Origin of the sequence: Pseudomonas atagonensis (assembly GCF_011369485.1) — a bacterium.
Lineage (GTDB): Bacteria > Pseudomonadota > Gammaproteobacteria > Pseudomonadales > Pseudomonadaceae > Aquipseudomonas > Aquipseudomonas atagonensis.
In genome coordinates this window covers 42,674-57,797 of the sequence record NZ_VXCA01000026.1, presented here as the reverse complement: position 1 = coordinate 57,797, position 15,124 = coordinate 42,674, and the positions used below count along the sequence as shown (strand labels likewise).

The window sequence follows — 15,124 nt, the reverse complement described above, 5'->3', positions numbered from 1 at the left end:
TGGGAACGATCGGACGATCAAGATCAGACGGACAAAAAAATCCCCCGGTACTTTGCAGTCCGGGGGATTTTTATTGCCTGTCGATTCGCCTCAGAGCTTGGCGCTCGGACGCCCTGGCTTCTTGGTCTGCAACAGATGCGAGAACACCGCATGCAGATCATCCGACGCGCCTTCCTCATCGAGGTTGAGCTTGCTGTCGATGTGATCCATGTGATGCATCATCAGGTTCACCGCCAACTCACCGTCACGCTTTTCAATCGCGTCGATCAATTGGGTGTGCTCGTCGTAAGAGCAGTGCGAGCGGTTGCCGCTTTCATACTGGGCGATGATCAGCGACGTCTGCGAAACGAGGCTGCGCTGGAAGCTGATCAACGGCGCGTTCATCGCGGCTTCGGCCAGTTTCAGGTGGAATTCGCCCGACAGGCGGATACCGGCACCGCGATCGCCGCGGGAGAAGCTGTCGCGTTCGTCGTTGACCATCTGGCGCAGTTCGGCGATCTGCTCGGCGGTGGCGTGCTGCACCGCCAGTTCAGTGATCGCGCGCTCGACCAGACGACGCGCGAGAAACACCTGACGCGCCTCTTCGACACTCGGGCTGGCAACCACGGCGCCACGGTTCGGCCGCAACAGCACGACGCCTTCATGGGCCAGACGCGAGAGCGCGCGGCGAATGATGGTGCGGCTGACCCCAAAGATTTCCCCCAGCGCTTCTTCGCTCAACTTGGTGCCGGGCGCCAGACGCTGTTCGAGGATGGCCTCGAAGATATGCGCGTAGACAATATCGTCCTGGGTTCCGCTGCGGCCGGCTTTGCCTGCTCGCGGTTGTTTCTTGAGGGGTTGCAACTGTTCGTTCATGGGCACTCGAGTCGGGAGAACTGCGGCGAATAGACCGTGACTGTAATACGGCACAGTAGGTCGCTGGCAAGTATCGCGTAAAAAACAGCGCGATTGTACACAATGGACGGTGGCAACACGACTGTACGGCTGTTTGTCACTTCGGCTGTATTGCAACGATCCGTTACGATTGAGTTTAGGCTTGTTCGCAGAATCCGCCTTCAGCGCACAATCCCTGTAGGGTTTGCGTCAAAGGGGACATCTTCATTGGTATAAGGAACACCGCCGTCATGAACGACGCCACCCACACGCAACTGCGCCCCTTCTCCGACACCTCGCCCTCGGCCATCGTCGCCGGGTTCATTGCGATGATGACCGGCTACACCAGCTCGCTGGTGCTGATGTTTCAGGCCGGGCAGGCAGCGGGCCTGAGCAGCGGGCAGATTTCTTCGTGGATCTGGGCAATCTCCATCGGCATGGCGGTGTGCTCGATTGGCCTGTCGCTGCGTTATCGCACGCCGATCACTATCGCCTGGTCGACCCCGGGCGCGGCGCTATTGATCACCAGCCTGGGTGGCGTCAGTTATGGCGAGGCCATCGGCGCCTACATCACCTGCGCCGTACTGGTGACCATTTGCGGACTGACCGGCAGTTTCGAAAGGTTAGTGAAGAAAATCCCGGCATCGCTGGCGGCGGCCTTGCTGGCGGGGATTCTGTTCAAGATCGGCAGCGAGATCTTCGTCGCCGCGCAGCACCGCACCGGGCTGGTGCTGGGGATGTTCTTCACCTATTTAGTGGTCAAGCGCCTGTCGCCGCGTTATGCCGTGCTCGCCGCGCTGCTGATCGGCACGGCACTGTCGGGCTTCATGGGATTGCTGGACTTCAGCGGTTTTCATCTGGAAGTGGCCACGCCGATTTGGACGACGCCGCACTTCTCACTGGCGGCAACCATCAGCATCGGCATTCCGTTGTTCGTCGTAGCGATGACCTCGCAGAACATGCCCGGCATCGCCGTGCTGCGCGCCGACGGTTACAACGTCCCCGCCTCGCCGCTGATTACCACTACTGGCATCGCCTCGCTGCTGCTGGCGCCGTTTGGTTCTCACGGCATCAACCTGGCAGCGATCAGCGCGGCAATCTGCACCGGGCCACACGCCCATGAAGACCGCAACAAGCGCTACACCGCCGCGGTGTGGTGCGGGATTTTCTACGGGATTGCCGGGGTGTTCGGCGCAACGTTGGCCGCATTGTTTGCCGCGCTACCGAAAGAACTGGTGCTGTCGATTGCCGCATTGGCGCTGTTCGGCTCGATCATCAACGGCCTGAGCATTGCCATGACCGAGGTGAAGGAGCGCGAAGCGGCGCTGATCACCTTCATGGTCACGGCGTCGGGGCTGACGCTGTTTTCCATCGGTTCGGCGTTCTGGGGAATTGTCGCAGGCGTGTTGACGTTGCTGATTCTGAATTGGCGCAAAGCCTGATCAAGGCAAAATCCGGACATAAAAAAACGGCGACCCTCAGGTCGCCGTTTTTTTCAGTATCACTTAGCCGCGTTGATCGGCTTTTCCGGATACCAAACGTCCAGCAGCGGGCTGATTTCAGTGCTGGTCAGCTCGGAGCGGGTTTTCAGCCAGGCTTCAACGGCAGCGCGCTGCTCTTCGGAAACCGAGCCACGCTTCTGCAGGCAAACCAGACCGAAGTCGTCGCCGCCGACATAGCCCAGACCATTGGCTTCCATGGCTTCTTTGATGAATGCTTCGAGGAAAGCGTCAATGGCTTCTTCGGACAGGTCTTCTTTGAAGCCCAGGTTCAGTTCGAAACCCAGCTCTTGAAATTCATCGACGCACAGTTTTTTGCGCAGACGCTGGGAACGGTTAGTCGCCATTGGAACAATCCTCTTAAGTAATAACGGCCGGCACTTTACCAGTTTAAGGCGGCGATTGCCCGCCTATCCGGGACGAGCGTGCGACCGCCCGTAAAAAAATAACGAATTGGCACCCTTGCGAAAGGCACAAGCTGTTACACCTTGGGGCATAATGCCGACACTTTCGTGACCACTGAGGACTTTTTCATCCATGTCCTCGCCTTTTTCCCCCTCGGCTGTAGGGTTTTATTTCTTATGATCAAATCGTTGCGTCCACTGTTTCTCGCCGGCCTTCTTCTGCCTCTGGCCCTGCCTGTTTCTGCTGCCCCCATCAATACGTCCCTGACCCCCAACGTCGAAAAAGCCCTGAAGGCCAGCAAGCTGCAGCCCACTGCCCTGTCGCTGGTGATGGTGCCGCTCGACGGCCCGGGCACGCCGACCGTGTATAACGCCGACGTGTCGGTCAACCCGGCCTCGACCATGAAGCTGGTCACCACCTACGCGGCGCTGGAAATGCTCGGCCCCAATCATCAGTGGAAGACCGAGTTCTACACCGATGGCGACCTGAACGGCGGCATCCTCAACGGCAACCTCTACCTCAAGGGTGGCGGCGATCCGAAGCTGAACATGGAAAAACTCTGGCTACTGATGCGTGACCTGCGCGCCAACGGCGTCACTCAGGTCACTGGCGACCTGATCCTTGACCGCAATTTCTTCGTGCAACCGCAATTGCCGGAATTCAACGATGACGGCAATGACGAGAACAAGCCGTTCCTGGTCAAACCCGACGCCCTGCTGGTCAATCTCAAGGCTCTGCGTTTTGTGGCGCGCAATGACGGTGGCCGGGTGTTGATCTCGGTGGAACCGCCGATTGCCAGCATCCGCATCGAAAACACCGTTAAAGCCCTGCCCTCCAAGCAGTGCACCGGCGGCGTACGCTACAACCCGGTGCCGCAGGCCGATGGCAGCGTGACCGTGACCGTCGCCGGCCAGTTGGGCGAAGGTTGCAGCTCGCAGACTTACCTGTCGCTGCTCGACCACGCGACCTACACCGCCGGCGCCGTTCGCGCGATCTGGAAAGAACTGGGTGGCAGCATTCAGGGCAAGGATCGCCTCGCGTCGACCCCGGGCAACGCCAAACTGCTCGCTCGCGCCTACTCGCCGGATCTGGCGGAAATCATCCGCGACATCAACAAATACAGTAACAACACCATGGCTCAGCAACTGTTCCTCAGCCTTGGGCAGAAGTTCCGCAACGAGGCTGACGGCGACGACGCCAAGGCCGGGCAACGCGTGGTGCGTCAGTGGCTGGCGAAGAAAGGCATTACCGCCCCGCACCTGGTGATGGAGAACGGCTCTGGCCTCTCCCGCGCCGAACGGGTCAGCGCCCGCGAGATGGCGGCCATGCTGCAAGCCGCCTGGCACAGTCCGTACGCCGCCGAATACATCAGCTCGCTGCCGATTGCCGGCACCGACGGCACCATGCGCAAACGCCTGAAGACCACGGCGGTGCGCGGCGAAGCCCACGTCAAGACCGGCACCCTGAACACCGTGCGCGCGATTGCCGGCTTCAGCCGCGACGTCAATGGCAACACCTGGGCGGTGGTGGCGATCCTCAACGACAAAGCACCGTTTGGCGCGTCGTCGGTGCTCGATCAGTTGCTGCTGGATCTCTACAAGCAGCCACGGACGCCGCAGACGGCTTCGGTCCTGTAACCACCACAGATCCAAATGTGGGAGCGGGCTTGCTCGCGAAGGCGGAGTGTCAGTCACCGAAATATTGACTGAACCAACGCTTTCGCGAGCAAGCCCGCCCCCACAAAGCTTGGCGTCACGGCTTAGCTCATCTGCTCAACCCGATCCCGTCCGCTCTGCTTCGCCGCATAAACCCCCGAATCCGCGCGTAGCAGCAGCGAATCAGCGCCCTCCCCCGGCCGCCAACTGGCGATGCCGAAACTCGCGGTGACCACGCCGACTACATCCACCGGCGCGCTGCGCAAGCCCTGCCACAATTCCACCGCCAGCATGTAGGCGTGTTCGCCGTCGATGTCCGGGCACAGCACCATGAACTCCTCGCCGCCCAACCGACAGAACACATCCGTACGCCGCAGGCGATGACCAATGCGCTCGCACACCGCTTGCAGCACGCGGTCGCCCACGGCATGGCCGTACTGGTCGTTGATGCGTTTGAAGTGATCGATGTCGAGCATGATCACTGACAGTTCGCCGCCACCGCGCTCGACCCGGGCCATTTCGGTGGTCAGGCGCTCCTGGAAATAGCGGCGATTGTGAATACCGGTCAGCGAATCGGTCACGGACAGTGCGCGCAACTCTTCCTCGACCCGCTTCAGATCGGAGATGTCCGAAATGTAGCCATGCCACAGCACGCCACCACCCGGCAGCTCCTCCGGGGTCGCCTCGCCGCGCACCCAGCGCAAGCCGCGCTCGGGCAATTGCACGCGATACTCCTCGCGCCACGGGCTGAGGTTGTCCGCCGAGGCGCGGATCGACGTGCGCACGCGGGTGATGTCCTGCGGATGGATGCGGGTGAAGATCGCTTCGGCGTTGAGCAGCAGCACATCCGGCTCCAGCTCGTAAATCTCGCGGATACCGTCGCTGGCGTAGATCACGCTGAAGCGCCCGTCGAATTCCATCTTGAATTGATAGATGCCGCCGGGCACGTGTGCGCTGAGCTTCTTCAGCAAGACGTCCCGCGCCGCCAGCACTTCGTGCACCCGCTTGCGTTCGGTGATGTCGATGCAGATCACCAGGTGCCCGACCCACAGGCCCTGCTCATCGAGAACCGGCGTGGCCAGCATGTTCACCGGTAAATGGCTGCCGTCGCTGCGCACCAGCGTCCATTCGCGCGCCTCGTGGCCGCCGACTTCGCCGCCCTCGACCAGCATCGCCTGACAGGTCGGGATGGTCTTGCCGTAACGCGCACTCAATTGCGTCGCCCGGGCAACCAGCTCGCGGGGTAAATGCAGGTTTTCCAGGGTCATGTGGCCGATCACGTCGGCGCCTTGATAACCGAGCATCTGCTCAGCGCCGGGGTTGAACGTATTGATCACCCCGCGCAAGTCGGTGGCGATGATTGCCACCTGCGTCGCGGCATTGAGGATGCCGCGTAACTGACCATGGGTGCCGCGCAACTCCTGCTCGCGGGCGTGCAACTCCTGGGTGCGCACTTCAACCATGCGCAAGGCGCGCTGACGCTGACTGACCAGCACATACAGCAAGGCGCTGAGCAGCAAACTGAGCAAGCCACCCAGAATGATCACGCTGCCGACCGACGAGTGATTGGCTTGCAAAAAGGCCTCGCTCGGCAGGATGTCTACCTGATAGTCGTGATCGGCCATGCGCACCAGACGCGTGGCCGACAGATCGCTGGCGGCCGGTTCATTGGTCGATTCGAACAACACTTCGTGCTGGTCATTGGTCGACAGATCGAGAATGCGCACCGACAGATAGTCATGGAACGCATCCGGCAAACCGTCGGCCAGCAACTGACGCATGCTGATCACCGCCATCACGTAACCGAACGGCTTGCGCTCACCGGCGCGGCTGACCGGCGCCACCAGCAGCACGCCCCGCGCATACGACGGCTCGATGCTGACCAGATGCATCGGCTGCGACACCGCCAGACTGCCCAGCTTTTCGGCGCGTTGCAGGGTATCGCGGCGCAGCGGCTGGGCCAGCAAGTCGTAGCCCAGCGGCGAGCCCAGGCGACTTTGTGTCTGGCTGAACAGCACCGGCACGTATTCGTCGCGCACACCGGCCAGTTGCAGCTCACCCTGCGGATTCAGCTCACGGATGGTAAACGTGCCGAGGCCTTCGTCACGCACGTGCTGCTCGAACGCGGCGCGCTCGGCACCATTGACCCGCATCGCAAAGGAATAGGCCTGGGTACGCAGCAAGAGGGGTTGGGTGTAACCGTCGAATTCGGCGCGGGACACGGATTCGGAATTGGCGAAGAACCGTCGCAGGCCATCAAGACGTTGCTCCTGATCCTGAAAACGTTCTTCGATGCGGCTGTAACGTTCGTTGGCCAGCAGTTGAAAGCGCTGACGCAGTTGTTGCTCGAATTGATTGAAAGTGGCCCAGGCGAGCAGCCCCGTGAGAATCCCGCCGGCGAGCAATACTAGCATCGCGACCAGCCAGGCCGAGACTTCTTCGCTGATGAAACCCAGGATCTTTGGGCGCACGGGGTGCAACGACATAAGGGCAACTCACTACGCCAGTGTTCCGGGGAAGCCCCATTGGCCATGAGTGAGTTATAGCTATTAGCCATTAATTTGGCTAGCACTGACTGGATCCAAGAGCCTTTAAAAATCAAGGCTCTGTGGATCCAGTCCGGGCAAGTGTCAACGAGCCGTGATTTTCCAGGCGCGGTGAATCTTGGTGTTGCGGGCGAAATCCGGATCAATGGTCTGCGCGCTGATCTCCTCGACCGCGTAACGCTCGGCGAGGTTTTCTTCCAACTGGAACTTGCGGAAGTTGTTGGAGAAGTACAGCACGCCCCCCGGTGCCAGGCGGGCCATGGCCAGGTCGATCAACTGTACCTGATCACGCTGCACGTCGAAGATGCCTTCCATGCGCTTGGAGTTGGAGAAGGTCGGCGGGTCGATGAAGATCAGGTCGTACTCGTCACGGCTGCTTTCCAGCCAGGCCATCACATCGCCCTGCTCCAGACGGTTCTTGTCGGAGAAGCCGTTCAGCGACAGGTTGCGGCGCGCCCAGTCGAGGTAGGTTTTCGACAGGTCGACGCTGGTGGTACTACGCGCGCCGCCCTTGGCCGCGTGCACGCTGGCAGTCGCGGTATAGCAGAACAGATTGAGGAAACGCTTGCCGGCGGCCTCTTTCTGAATGCGCATGCGCATCGGCCGGTGGTCGAGGAACAGCCCGGTGTCGAGGTAGTCGGTGAGGTTGACCAGCAGCTTCACGCCACCTTCGCTGACTTCGTTGAACTTGCCCTGCGCGGCCTGACGCTCGTATTGCTTGGTGCCGCTCTGCCGCTCGCGGCGCTTGACCACCACACGGCTCTTGTCGACGTTCAACGCCTGCGGAATCGCCGCCAGTGCGTCAAACATGCGCGCCGAGGCTTTTTCCGGGTCGATGGACTTCGGCGCGGCGTATTCCTGGACATGCACCCAGTCGTGATACAGGTCGATGGCCATCGCGTACTCAGGCATGTCGGCGTCGTAGACGCGGTAGCAATCGATGCCTTCGCGCTTGACCCACTTGCCCATGGCCTTGAGGTTCTTTTGCAGGCGATTGGCAAACATCTGCCCGCCTTCGCTCAGGCGCGGCTGCTCGATTACCGGCGCCGGGGCTGGCGTCGGCTTGATCGGGTTGCCGTTCTTGTTGAACTTGCGCTCTTGCGGCTCGTCCGGGGTCTGATCGTAAGCGGCTTGCTCACGTTCCGCCTGACGTTGCTCCGGGGTACGACGCTCGCCGGTGACGAACTGATCCGGCAGCACCTTGATCAGCAGCAGCTTGCACGGCAGCGCGCCGTTCCAGAACGAATACTGTTTGTGGCTGCGAATACCCATGCGCTTGCCCAGATCCGGTGCGCCGGTGAACACCGCCGCTTCCCAGTTCAGGCAGGCCTGACGCAGGCGCTCGCCGAGATTCTGGTAGAGGTACAACAGGCTGGCTTCGTCACCGAGACGCTCGCCGTACGGCGGGTTGCAGATCACCAGACCTTTCTGATTCTGATCCGGGCGCGGCTCGAACGTCGCCACTTCACCTTGGTAGATCTTGATCCACTCGCTCAGGCCGGCACGTTCAACGTTGTTGCGACCGGGCTGAATCAGACGAGGGTCGGCTTCGTAACCGCGAATCCACAGCGGCGGCTTGGCCAGACCGGCAGCGGCGCGCTGGGAAGCTTCTTCGTGCAGTTTTTTCCACAGCGCCGGCACGTGGCCCAGCCACGCCGTGAAACCCCACTGCTCGCGACGCAGGTTAGGCGCCATGTCGGCGGCGATCATGCCGGCCTCGACGAGGAACGTACCGACACCGCACATCGGGTCAGCCAGCGCGCCACCTTCGGCGGCAATGCGCGGCCAGCCGGAACGGATCAGGATTGCCGCCGCAAGATTTTCCTTCAACGGTGCCGCGCCCTGCTGCAGGCGATAGCCGCGCTGGTGCAGGCTGTGGCCGGAGAGGTCGAGCGAGAGAATCGCTTCGCCGCGATCCAGGCGCAGATGAATACGCAGATCAGGGTTCAGCTTGTCGATGCTTGGGCGGTCGCCCTGCGGGGTGCGCAGTTTGTCGACGATGGCGTCTTTGACTTTCAGCGCGCCGAAGTGAGTGTTGTCGATGCCCGAGCCGTGGCCACTGAATTCGACGGCCAGGGTGCCATCGCTGAGCATGTGATCCTGCCACTCGACGTCGAGCACGCCGTGGTACAGGTCTTCGGCGTCCTTCATAGGGAAACGCTTGAGCACCAGCAATACCCGGTTGGCCAGACGCGACCAGAGGCACAGGCGATAAGCGGTTTCCATAGTGGCCATGCCACGCACGGCGGAGGTGTGCTCGCGCGCTTCTTCAAGGCCAAGCCCGACGGCTTCCTCGATGAGCAGGCCTTCAAGGCCTTTGGGGCAAGTGAGGAAGAGTTCGAAACGGTCGGACATGGTATTTCCAGAGCCTTTGGCTAGTGAATCGGCAACGCATTGCCGATCCGGTTTTCAATCAGGCGCTTTTCTAAAAGAACGCCCGCGTGGCACGAAGGTGTGCCATTCCATCCCCGCTGCTCGGGTTAAAAGAGCTTAGATGCAAGGACAGAGAAAATAGTTGGTGCAACAAAAAGACTTAAAGCGACCCTTCGTCGAATAGTACCTGACCCTAAACGTGGGTCATTCTCACTAAAGAATTAAGCCCATCATTCAGCGCGGGGCCGATCATACCGGGGTTTGCTCAATAAACACTCAATAAATACGCAGTTACTTATCGCCTTAGCACGCTTTTCGTTACGTCCTTATGACAAAACGATCATTCCATCGCTGTGACTCATTGGTTAGAACTGAACACAGGTTGACGTCGCAACGGCGTCAACACCTTGGCTCGCCACGCCGGCAGCGAGCCGCCCCACGGCAGAGTTTTTCTGCCAGACCTCGGTTGAGGTCAACGCGACACAAACAGTCAACAAGTGAGGGAAACACCCTATGAGAAGACTTAAGCGTGATCCGTTGGAAAGAGCATTTTTGCGCGGATATCAATATGGCGTTGGTGGCAAATCCCGTGAGCTTTGCCCATTTACTCTACCGTCGGTACGCCAAGCCTGGATTAACGGCTGGCGCGAAGGACGCGGCGACAACTGGGACGGTATGACCGGCACTGCGGGAATCCACAGACTCAACGAACTTCACGCCGTCGGCTGACACAGGGCATTTATTCCGACACGACAATCTGAATTTGTAACGACTTACCATGCACGTCCTTCCCGGACGGCGGGCTGCGGCCCAGGGGCTCCTTCGAGGAGCCCTTTTTTATGTCTGAAAATACCGGAGCATGCAGATTATTGTGATGACTGGATTTCAGAAATCACTGGATCCTGTGGCGAGGGGATTCATCCCCGTTGGGCAGCGAAGCAGCCCCAAAACCATCCGCCTCGGTGTGTCAGGTCAATTGAAGGTTATGACTTCACGACTGCTGCGCAGCCGAACGGGGATAAATCCCCTCGCCACAAAGCCCCTCACAACAAGACCTCGGCAAGCCTCAGCGCAGCGCGGCGATCGCGTCTACCGATTCGCGGATCAGCGCCGGACCTTTATAGATGAAGCCAGAGTAGATCTGCACCAGACTCGCACCGGCGAGGATTTTTTCAGCCGCGTGCTTGCCTTCAGTAATGCCGCCCGCCGCGATGATCGGCAGTCGCCCGCCCAGCTCACCCGCCAGCACTTTCACTGTGTTCGTGCTCTTCTCGCGCACTGGCGCGCCCGACAGACCGCCCGCCTCGTCGCCATGCTCCATGCCTTCAACGCCGACACGGCTCAGGGTCGTGTTGGTCGCGATGACCGCGTCCATGCCGGTTTCGATCAACGCCTGAGCGACCTGCGCAGTCTCTTCATCGGTCATGTCCGGCGCGATCTTGATCGCCAACGGCACATGTTTGCCGTGACGCAACGCCAGTTCGGCGCGGCGCGTCGCCAGATCGGCCAGCAGTTGCTTGAGCGAATCGCCGAATTGCAGGCTGCGCAGACCCGGGGTGTTCGGCGAGCTGACGTTGACCGTCACATAGCTGGCGTGGGCGTAGACCTTGTCCAGACAGATCAGGTAATCGTCCACCGCACGCTCGACCGGGGTGTCAAAGTTCTTGCCGATGTTGATGCCCAGCACGCCGGTGTACTTGGCCGCTGCCACCCGCGCGAGCAGGTTATCCACGCCGAGGTTGTTGAAGCCCATGCGGTTGATGATCGCCTCGGCTTCCGGCAGGCGGAAGATCCGTGGTTTCGGGTTACCCGGCTGCGGACGCGGGGTCACGGTGCCGATTTCGACAAAACCGAAACCCAGTTGCGCGAAGCCGTCGATGGCCGCGCCGTTCTTGTCCAGACCGGCTGCCAGGCCCACCGGGTTCGGAAACTCCAGACCCATGACGGTCACCGGCTTCTTCGCCGGCGCCTTGCACAGCAAGCCGTTGAGGCCCAAACGTCCGCCCGCGCCGATCAGATCCAGCGACAGATCGTGGGAGGTTTCCGGGGAGAGTTTGAACAACAGCTGACGGGCCAGGGTGTACATGGGCGGCTTTGACTCGAGGCGGCGAAAAGAGGCGGCGATTATAGCCGGGCAACGACTTGTGACGCGAGGCACACGCGCAAATCCCATGAGTGGCATATGCCTTGCACCCTCATCGCTATCAGTTCGCAGGCCAATGGCGGCAGGTGGGCAAGGACAATGGCGTCGTCATCGGGTTTTGCCTGCGCAAAGACCGGGGCGGCGTTTTTTTTCGAGGTGGCTTTAGATGAACGAACCTACGGCAGGGCCGCTGGCCTGGGTCAACGGCAGCGATGCCCCGGAAAAGACTGCGATCAACCTCGGCTTCATGGCGCTGAGCGATTGCGCCTCGGTGGTCGTCGCGGCGACACAGGGTTTCGCACAGCCATACGGTTTGACGCTCAATCTCAAGCGCCAAACCTCTTGGGCAGGGCTGCGCGACAAACTGGTCAGCGGCGAACTCGATGCCGCCCACAGCCTTTACGGCCTGATCTACGCCGTGCACCTGGGCATTGGCGGCGTCGCGCCCACCGACATGGCGGTGCTGATGGGCCTGAACCAGAATGGCCAAAGTCTGAATCTGTCCCGCGGTCTGCAAAACCTCGGGGTGACCAGTCCTGAAGCACTGGATCGCCACGTGCACCAAAGCCGCGCAAAACTCACCTTCGCGCAGACTTTCCCCACCGGCACCCATGCCATGTGGCTTTATTACTGGCTGGCGAGTCAGGGCATTCACCCGTTGCAGGACGTCGATAGCGTGGTGGTGCCACCGCCGCAAATGGTCGCGCACTTGCAAGCCGGGCGTATCGACGGTTTTTGCGTCGGCGAACCGTGGGCAGCCAGCGCGGTGCAGCACAATCTTGGCTTTACCCTGGCCACCAGCCAGAGCATCTGGCCCGATCATCCGGAAAAAGTCCTTGGCTGCACCCGTGAATTTGTCGAGCAATACCCCAATACCGCACGCGCCCTGGTGATGGCGATCCTCGAAGCCAGTCGCTTCATCGAAGACAGCCCGGAGAATCGCCGCAGCACTGCCCAATTGCTCAGCGCTGCGGAATATCTGGACGCGCCGGTTTCATGCATCGAGCCGCGTTTTCTCGGTGACTACGCCGATGGCCTCGGCAACCGCTGGCAAGACCCGCACGCCCTGCGCTTCCACGGCAGTGGCGAAGTGAATTTGCCCTACTTGTCGGACGGCATGTGGTTCATGACCCAGTTCCGTCGTTGGGGCTTGCTGCGCGAGGATCCGGACTATCTCGCCGTCGCCCGTCAGGTTCAGCAACTGGACGTTTATCGCCAAGCCGCGACCGCTGTCGGCGTTGCCGCGTGGGGCACGGACATGCGCAGCAGTCAGTTACTGGATGGCAAAGTATGGGACGGCAGCGATCCGGCCGGTTATGCGCGCAGCTTCAAACTGCATGCCCTGAGCGACAACGCTCCCCTGCTCGCTCGCCGCTGACAGGAGATCGCGAACATGTTGCGCATTCTGCTGATCAACGACACGGCGAAAAAAGTCGGCCGCCTGAAAGCGGCATTGACCGAAGCCGGTTTCGAGGTGATCGACGAGTCCGGCCTGACCATCGACCTGCCCGCGCGCGTCGAAACGGTGCGCCCGGACGTGATCCTGATCGATACCGAGTCACCGGGGCGCGACGTCATGGAACAAGTGGTGCTGGTCAGCCGCGACCAGCCTCGGCCCATCGTGATGTTTACCGACGAGCATGACCCGGGGGTGATGCGTCAGGCGATCAAGTCCGGGGTCAGTGCCTACATCGTCGAAGGCATTCACGCCCAGCGCTTGCAGCCGATTCTCGACGTGGCGATGGCGCGCTTCGAGAGTGATCAGGCGTTGCGTGCGCAGTTGCAGGCGCGTGATCAACAACTGGCCGAGCGCAAGCGCATCGAGCTGGCCAAAGGCTTGTTGATGAAGATGAAGGACTGCAACGAGGAAGAGGCGTACACGCTGATGCGGCGCCAGGCGATGAGCAGGCAGCAGAAACTGATCCAGGTGGCCGAACAGATCATTGCCATGAGTGAGTTGCTTGGCTGAAGTCCTGCGCTGCTTTTGCGGCATAAAATCAAAAGCTCCCTCACCCTAACCCTCTCCCGGAGGGAGAGGGAACCGACCGCAGTGTCTTGCGTCATACATCGACCTGAAAAACCCGGTCGATTATGGATTCAAAGCCGATCGTTCACGTCGGCGTATCTCTCGAATATACCCCGATCAGTCCCCTCTCCCTCCGGGAGAGGGTTAGGGTGAGGGGCTTTTGATTTTGACTTGGCACAAATCTCGCTAAGCAATCCCTACAGGTAACCAACGGCGGTTGCCCCACCCACGACAAAGACGTCGCTCACCCGTTCGCCCAACCGGCGCAACAGGTAGCGGCGTTTTTGCGTTTTGGCCCCACAGACCGGGGCCGGTGGTGCGGCCGTGGCGGCGCCCCACCTGCTGTTGCACGACTCCTTTCGAGACTCTTTTCAGCTGAGGTGCGCGATGAATTCAAGCTTCTGGAAATCCGGCCACACCCCGACCCTGTTCGCAGCTTTCCTCTATTTCGACCTGAGTTTCATGGTCTGGTATCTGCTCGGCCCGCTGGCCGTGCAGATCGCCGCTGATCTGCACCTGACCACCCAACAACGTGGTCTCGTCGTCGCCACACCGATCCTCGCCGGTGCGCTATTGCGTTTCGTGATGGGCATGCTCGCGGATCGCCTGTCGCCGAAAACCGCCGGGCTGATCGGCCAGGTTATTGTCATCTGTGCACTGTTCGGTGCCTGGAAACTCGGTATCCACAGTTATGAACAAGCCCTGCTGCTCGGCCTGTTTCTCGGCATGGCCGGGGCGTCATTCGCGGTCGCCCTGCCGCTGGCGTCGCAATGGTACCCGCCACAGCATCAGGGCAAAGCCATGGGGATCGCCGGTGCGGGCAACTCCGGTACCGTGTTCGCCGCCCTGCTCGCGCCGGTACTCGCCGCTGCGTTCGGCTGGAGCAATGTATTCGGTTTCGCCCTGATCCCGCTGATTCTGACGCTGGTGTTGTTTGCCTGGCTGGCGAAAAACGCACCCGCGCGGCCGAAACCAAAAGCCATGGCCGACTATTTCAAAGCCTTGGGCGACCGCGACAGTTGGTGGTTCATGTTTTTCTACAGCGTGACCTTCGGCGGCTTCATTGGCCTGGCCAGCGCCCTGCCCGGCTATTTCAACGATCAGTACGGCTTGAGCCCGGTGACCGCCGGTTACTACACCGCTGCCTGCGTGTTCGGCGGCAGCCTGATGCGACCATTGGGCGGTGCGCTGGCGGATCGCTTCGGTGGCATCCGCACGTTGCTGGCGATGTACACCGTCGCCGCCATCTGCATCGCCGCCGTCGGTTTCAACCTGCCAAGCTCCTACGCCGCGCTCGCCCTTTTCGTCTGCACCATGCTCGGTTTAGGGGCAGGCAACGGCGCTGTTTTCCAACTGGTACCGCAGCGTTTTCGTCTGGAAATCGGCGTGATGACCGGACTGATCGGCATGGCCGGCGGCATCGGCGGTTTTGCCCTCGCCGCCGGTATGGGCGCGATCAAACAGAGCACCGGCAGCTATCAACTGGCGCTGTGGTTGTTCGCCAGCCTTGGCGTGCTGGCATGGTTTGGCCTGCACGGCGTCAAGCGTCGCTGGAGAACCACGTGGGGGTCGGCGGCGGTGACCGCGGCGCGAGTCTGAGGCGC

The 15,124-nt window shown here is 60.9% G+C and carries 11 protein-coding genes; 6 read left to right on the top strand and 5 right to left on the bottom strand.

The window, feature by feature from the left end; translation table 11 throughout:
• Positions 1-90 precede the first annotated feature (90 nt).
• Positions 91-855, bottom strand: a complete 765-nt coding sequence (locus tag F2P67_RS18620) for a GntR family transcriptional regulator (RefSeq protein ID WP_038365431.1) — start codon at positions 853-855, stop codon at positions 91-93.
• 269 nt (positions 856-1,124) lie between these two features.
• On the opposite strand from F2P67_RS18620, the gene F2P67_RS18615 reads away from it, so the two are divergent.
• Positions 1,125-2,315: a benzoate/H(+) symporter BenE family transporter gene (locus F2P67_RS18615; protein ID WP_166222323.1), complete on the top strand. Its 1,191-nt coding sequence runs from the start codon at positions 1,125-1,127 to the stop codon at positions 2,313-2,315.
• Between the two features lie 59 nt (positions 2,316-2,374).
• Here the strand turns inward: F2P67_RS18615 and F2P67_RS18610 are convergent, their stop codons facing one another.
• The gene (locus tag F2P67_RS18610) at positions 2,375-2,719 is read right to left on the bottom strand and encodes a YggL family protein (RefSeq protein WP_007952029.1); all 345 of its coding nucleotides are present in this window, start codon (positions 2,717-2,719) and stop codon (positions 2,375-2,377) included.
• Positions 2,720-2,953: 234 nt separating this feature from the next.
• On the opposite strand from F2P67_RS18610, the gene dacB reads away from it, so the two are divergent.
• Positions 2,954-4,414, top strand: a complete 1,461-nt coding sequence (gene dacB, locus F2P67_RS18605) for a D-alanyl-D-alanine carboxypeptidase/D-alanyl-D-alanine endopeptidase (RefSeq protein ID WP_166222322.1) — start codon at positions 2,954-2,956, stop codon at positions 4,412-4,414.
• A 122-nt stretch (positions 4,415-4,536) separates the two neighbouring features.
• On the opposite strand, the gene F2P67_RS18600 is transcribed toward dacB, so the two are convergent.
• Both F2P67_RS18600 and rlmKL read right to left on the bottom strand, forming a co-directional pair.
• On the bottom strand, positions 4,537-6,918 hold the full coding sequence (locus F2P67_RS18600) for a sensor domain-containing diguanylate cyclase (protein ID WP_166222321.1): 2,382 nt from the start codon (positions 6,916-6,918) through the stop codon (positions 4,537-4,539).
• A 144-nt stretch (positions 6,919-7,062) separates the two neighbouring features.
• Positions 7,063-9,333, bottom strand: coding sequence for a bifunctional 23S rRNA (guanine(2069)-N(7))-methyltransferase RlmK/23S rRNA (guanine(2445)-N(2))-methyltransferase RlmL (gene rlmKL / locus F2P67_RS18595; protein WP_166222320.1), 2,271 nt, complete (start codon positions 9,331-9,333; stop codon positions 7,063-7,065).
• 531 nt (positions 9,334-9,864) lie between these two features.
• Between rlmKL and rmf the strand changes: the two genes are divergently transcribed.
• Positions 9,865-10,080, top strand: a complete 216-nt coding sequence (rmf, locus tag F2P67_RS18590; RefSeq protein ID WP_003223300.1) for a ribosome modulation factor — start codon at positions 9,865-9,867, stop codon at positions 10,078-10,080.
• A 337-nt stretch (positions 10,081-10,417) separates the two neighbouring features.
• Here rmf and F2P67_RS18585 read toward each other — a convergent pair whose 3' ends face one another.
• Positions 10,418-11,437: a quinone-dependent dihydroorotate dehydrogenase gene (locus F2P67_RS18585; RefSeq protein ID WP_166222319.1), complete on the bottom strand. Its 1,020-nt coding sequence runs from the start codon at positions 11,435-11,437 to the stop codon at positions 10,418-10,420.
• A gap of 223 nt (positions 11,438-11,660) precedes the next feature.
• On the opposite strand from F2P67_RS18585, the gene F2P67_RS18580 reads away from it, so the two are divergent.
• The 3 genes from F2P67_RS18580 to F2P67_RS18570 all read left to right on the top strand — a co-directional run bounded on the left by F2P67_RS18580 (position 11,661) and on the right by F2P67_RS18570 (position 15,119).
• Positions 11,661-12,872: a CmpA/NrtA family ABC transporter substrate-binding protein gene (locus tag F2P67_RS18580; RefSeq protein ID WP_166222318.1), complete on the top strand. Its 1,212-nt coding sequence runs from the start codon at positions 11,661-11,663 to the stop codon at positions 12,870-12,872.
• 15 nt (positions 12,873-12,887) lie between these two features.
• A complete protein-coding gene (locus F2P67_RS18575; RefSeq protein WP_134826004.1) occupies positions 12,888-13,463 on the top strand; it encodes an ANTAR domain-containing response regulator in 576 nt (191 codons plus the stop codon).
• A gap of 444 nt (positions 13,464-13,907) precedes the next feature.
• Positions 13,908-15,119 carry a nitrate/nitrite transporter gene (locus tag F2P67_RS18570; protein WP_166222316.1) on the top strand — a complete coding sequence of 404 codons (1,212 nt, stop codon included), beginning with the start codon at positions 13,908-13,910 and terminating at the stop codon, positions 15,117-15,119.
• Positions 15,120-15,124 lie beyond the last annotated feature (5 nt).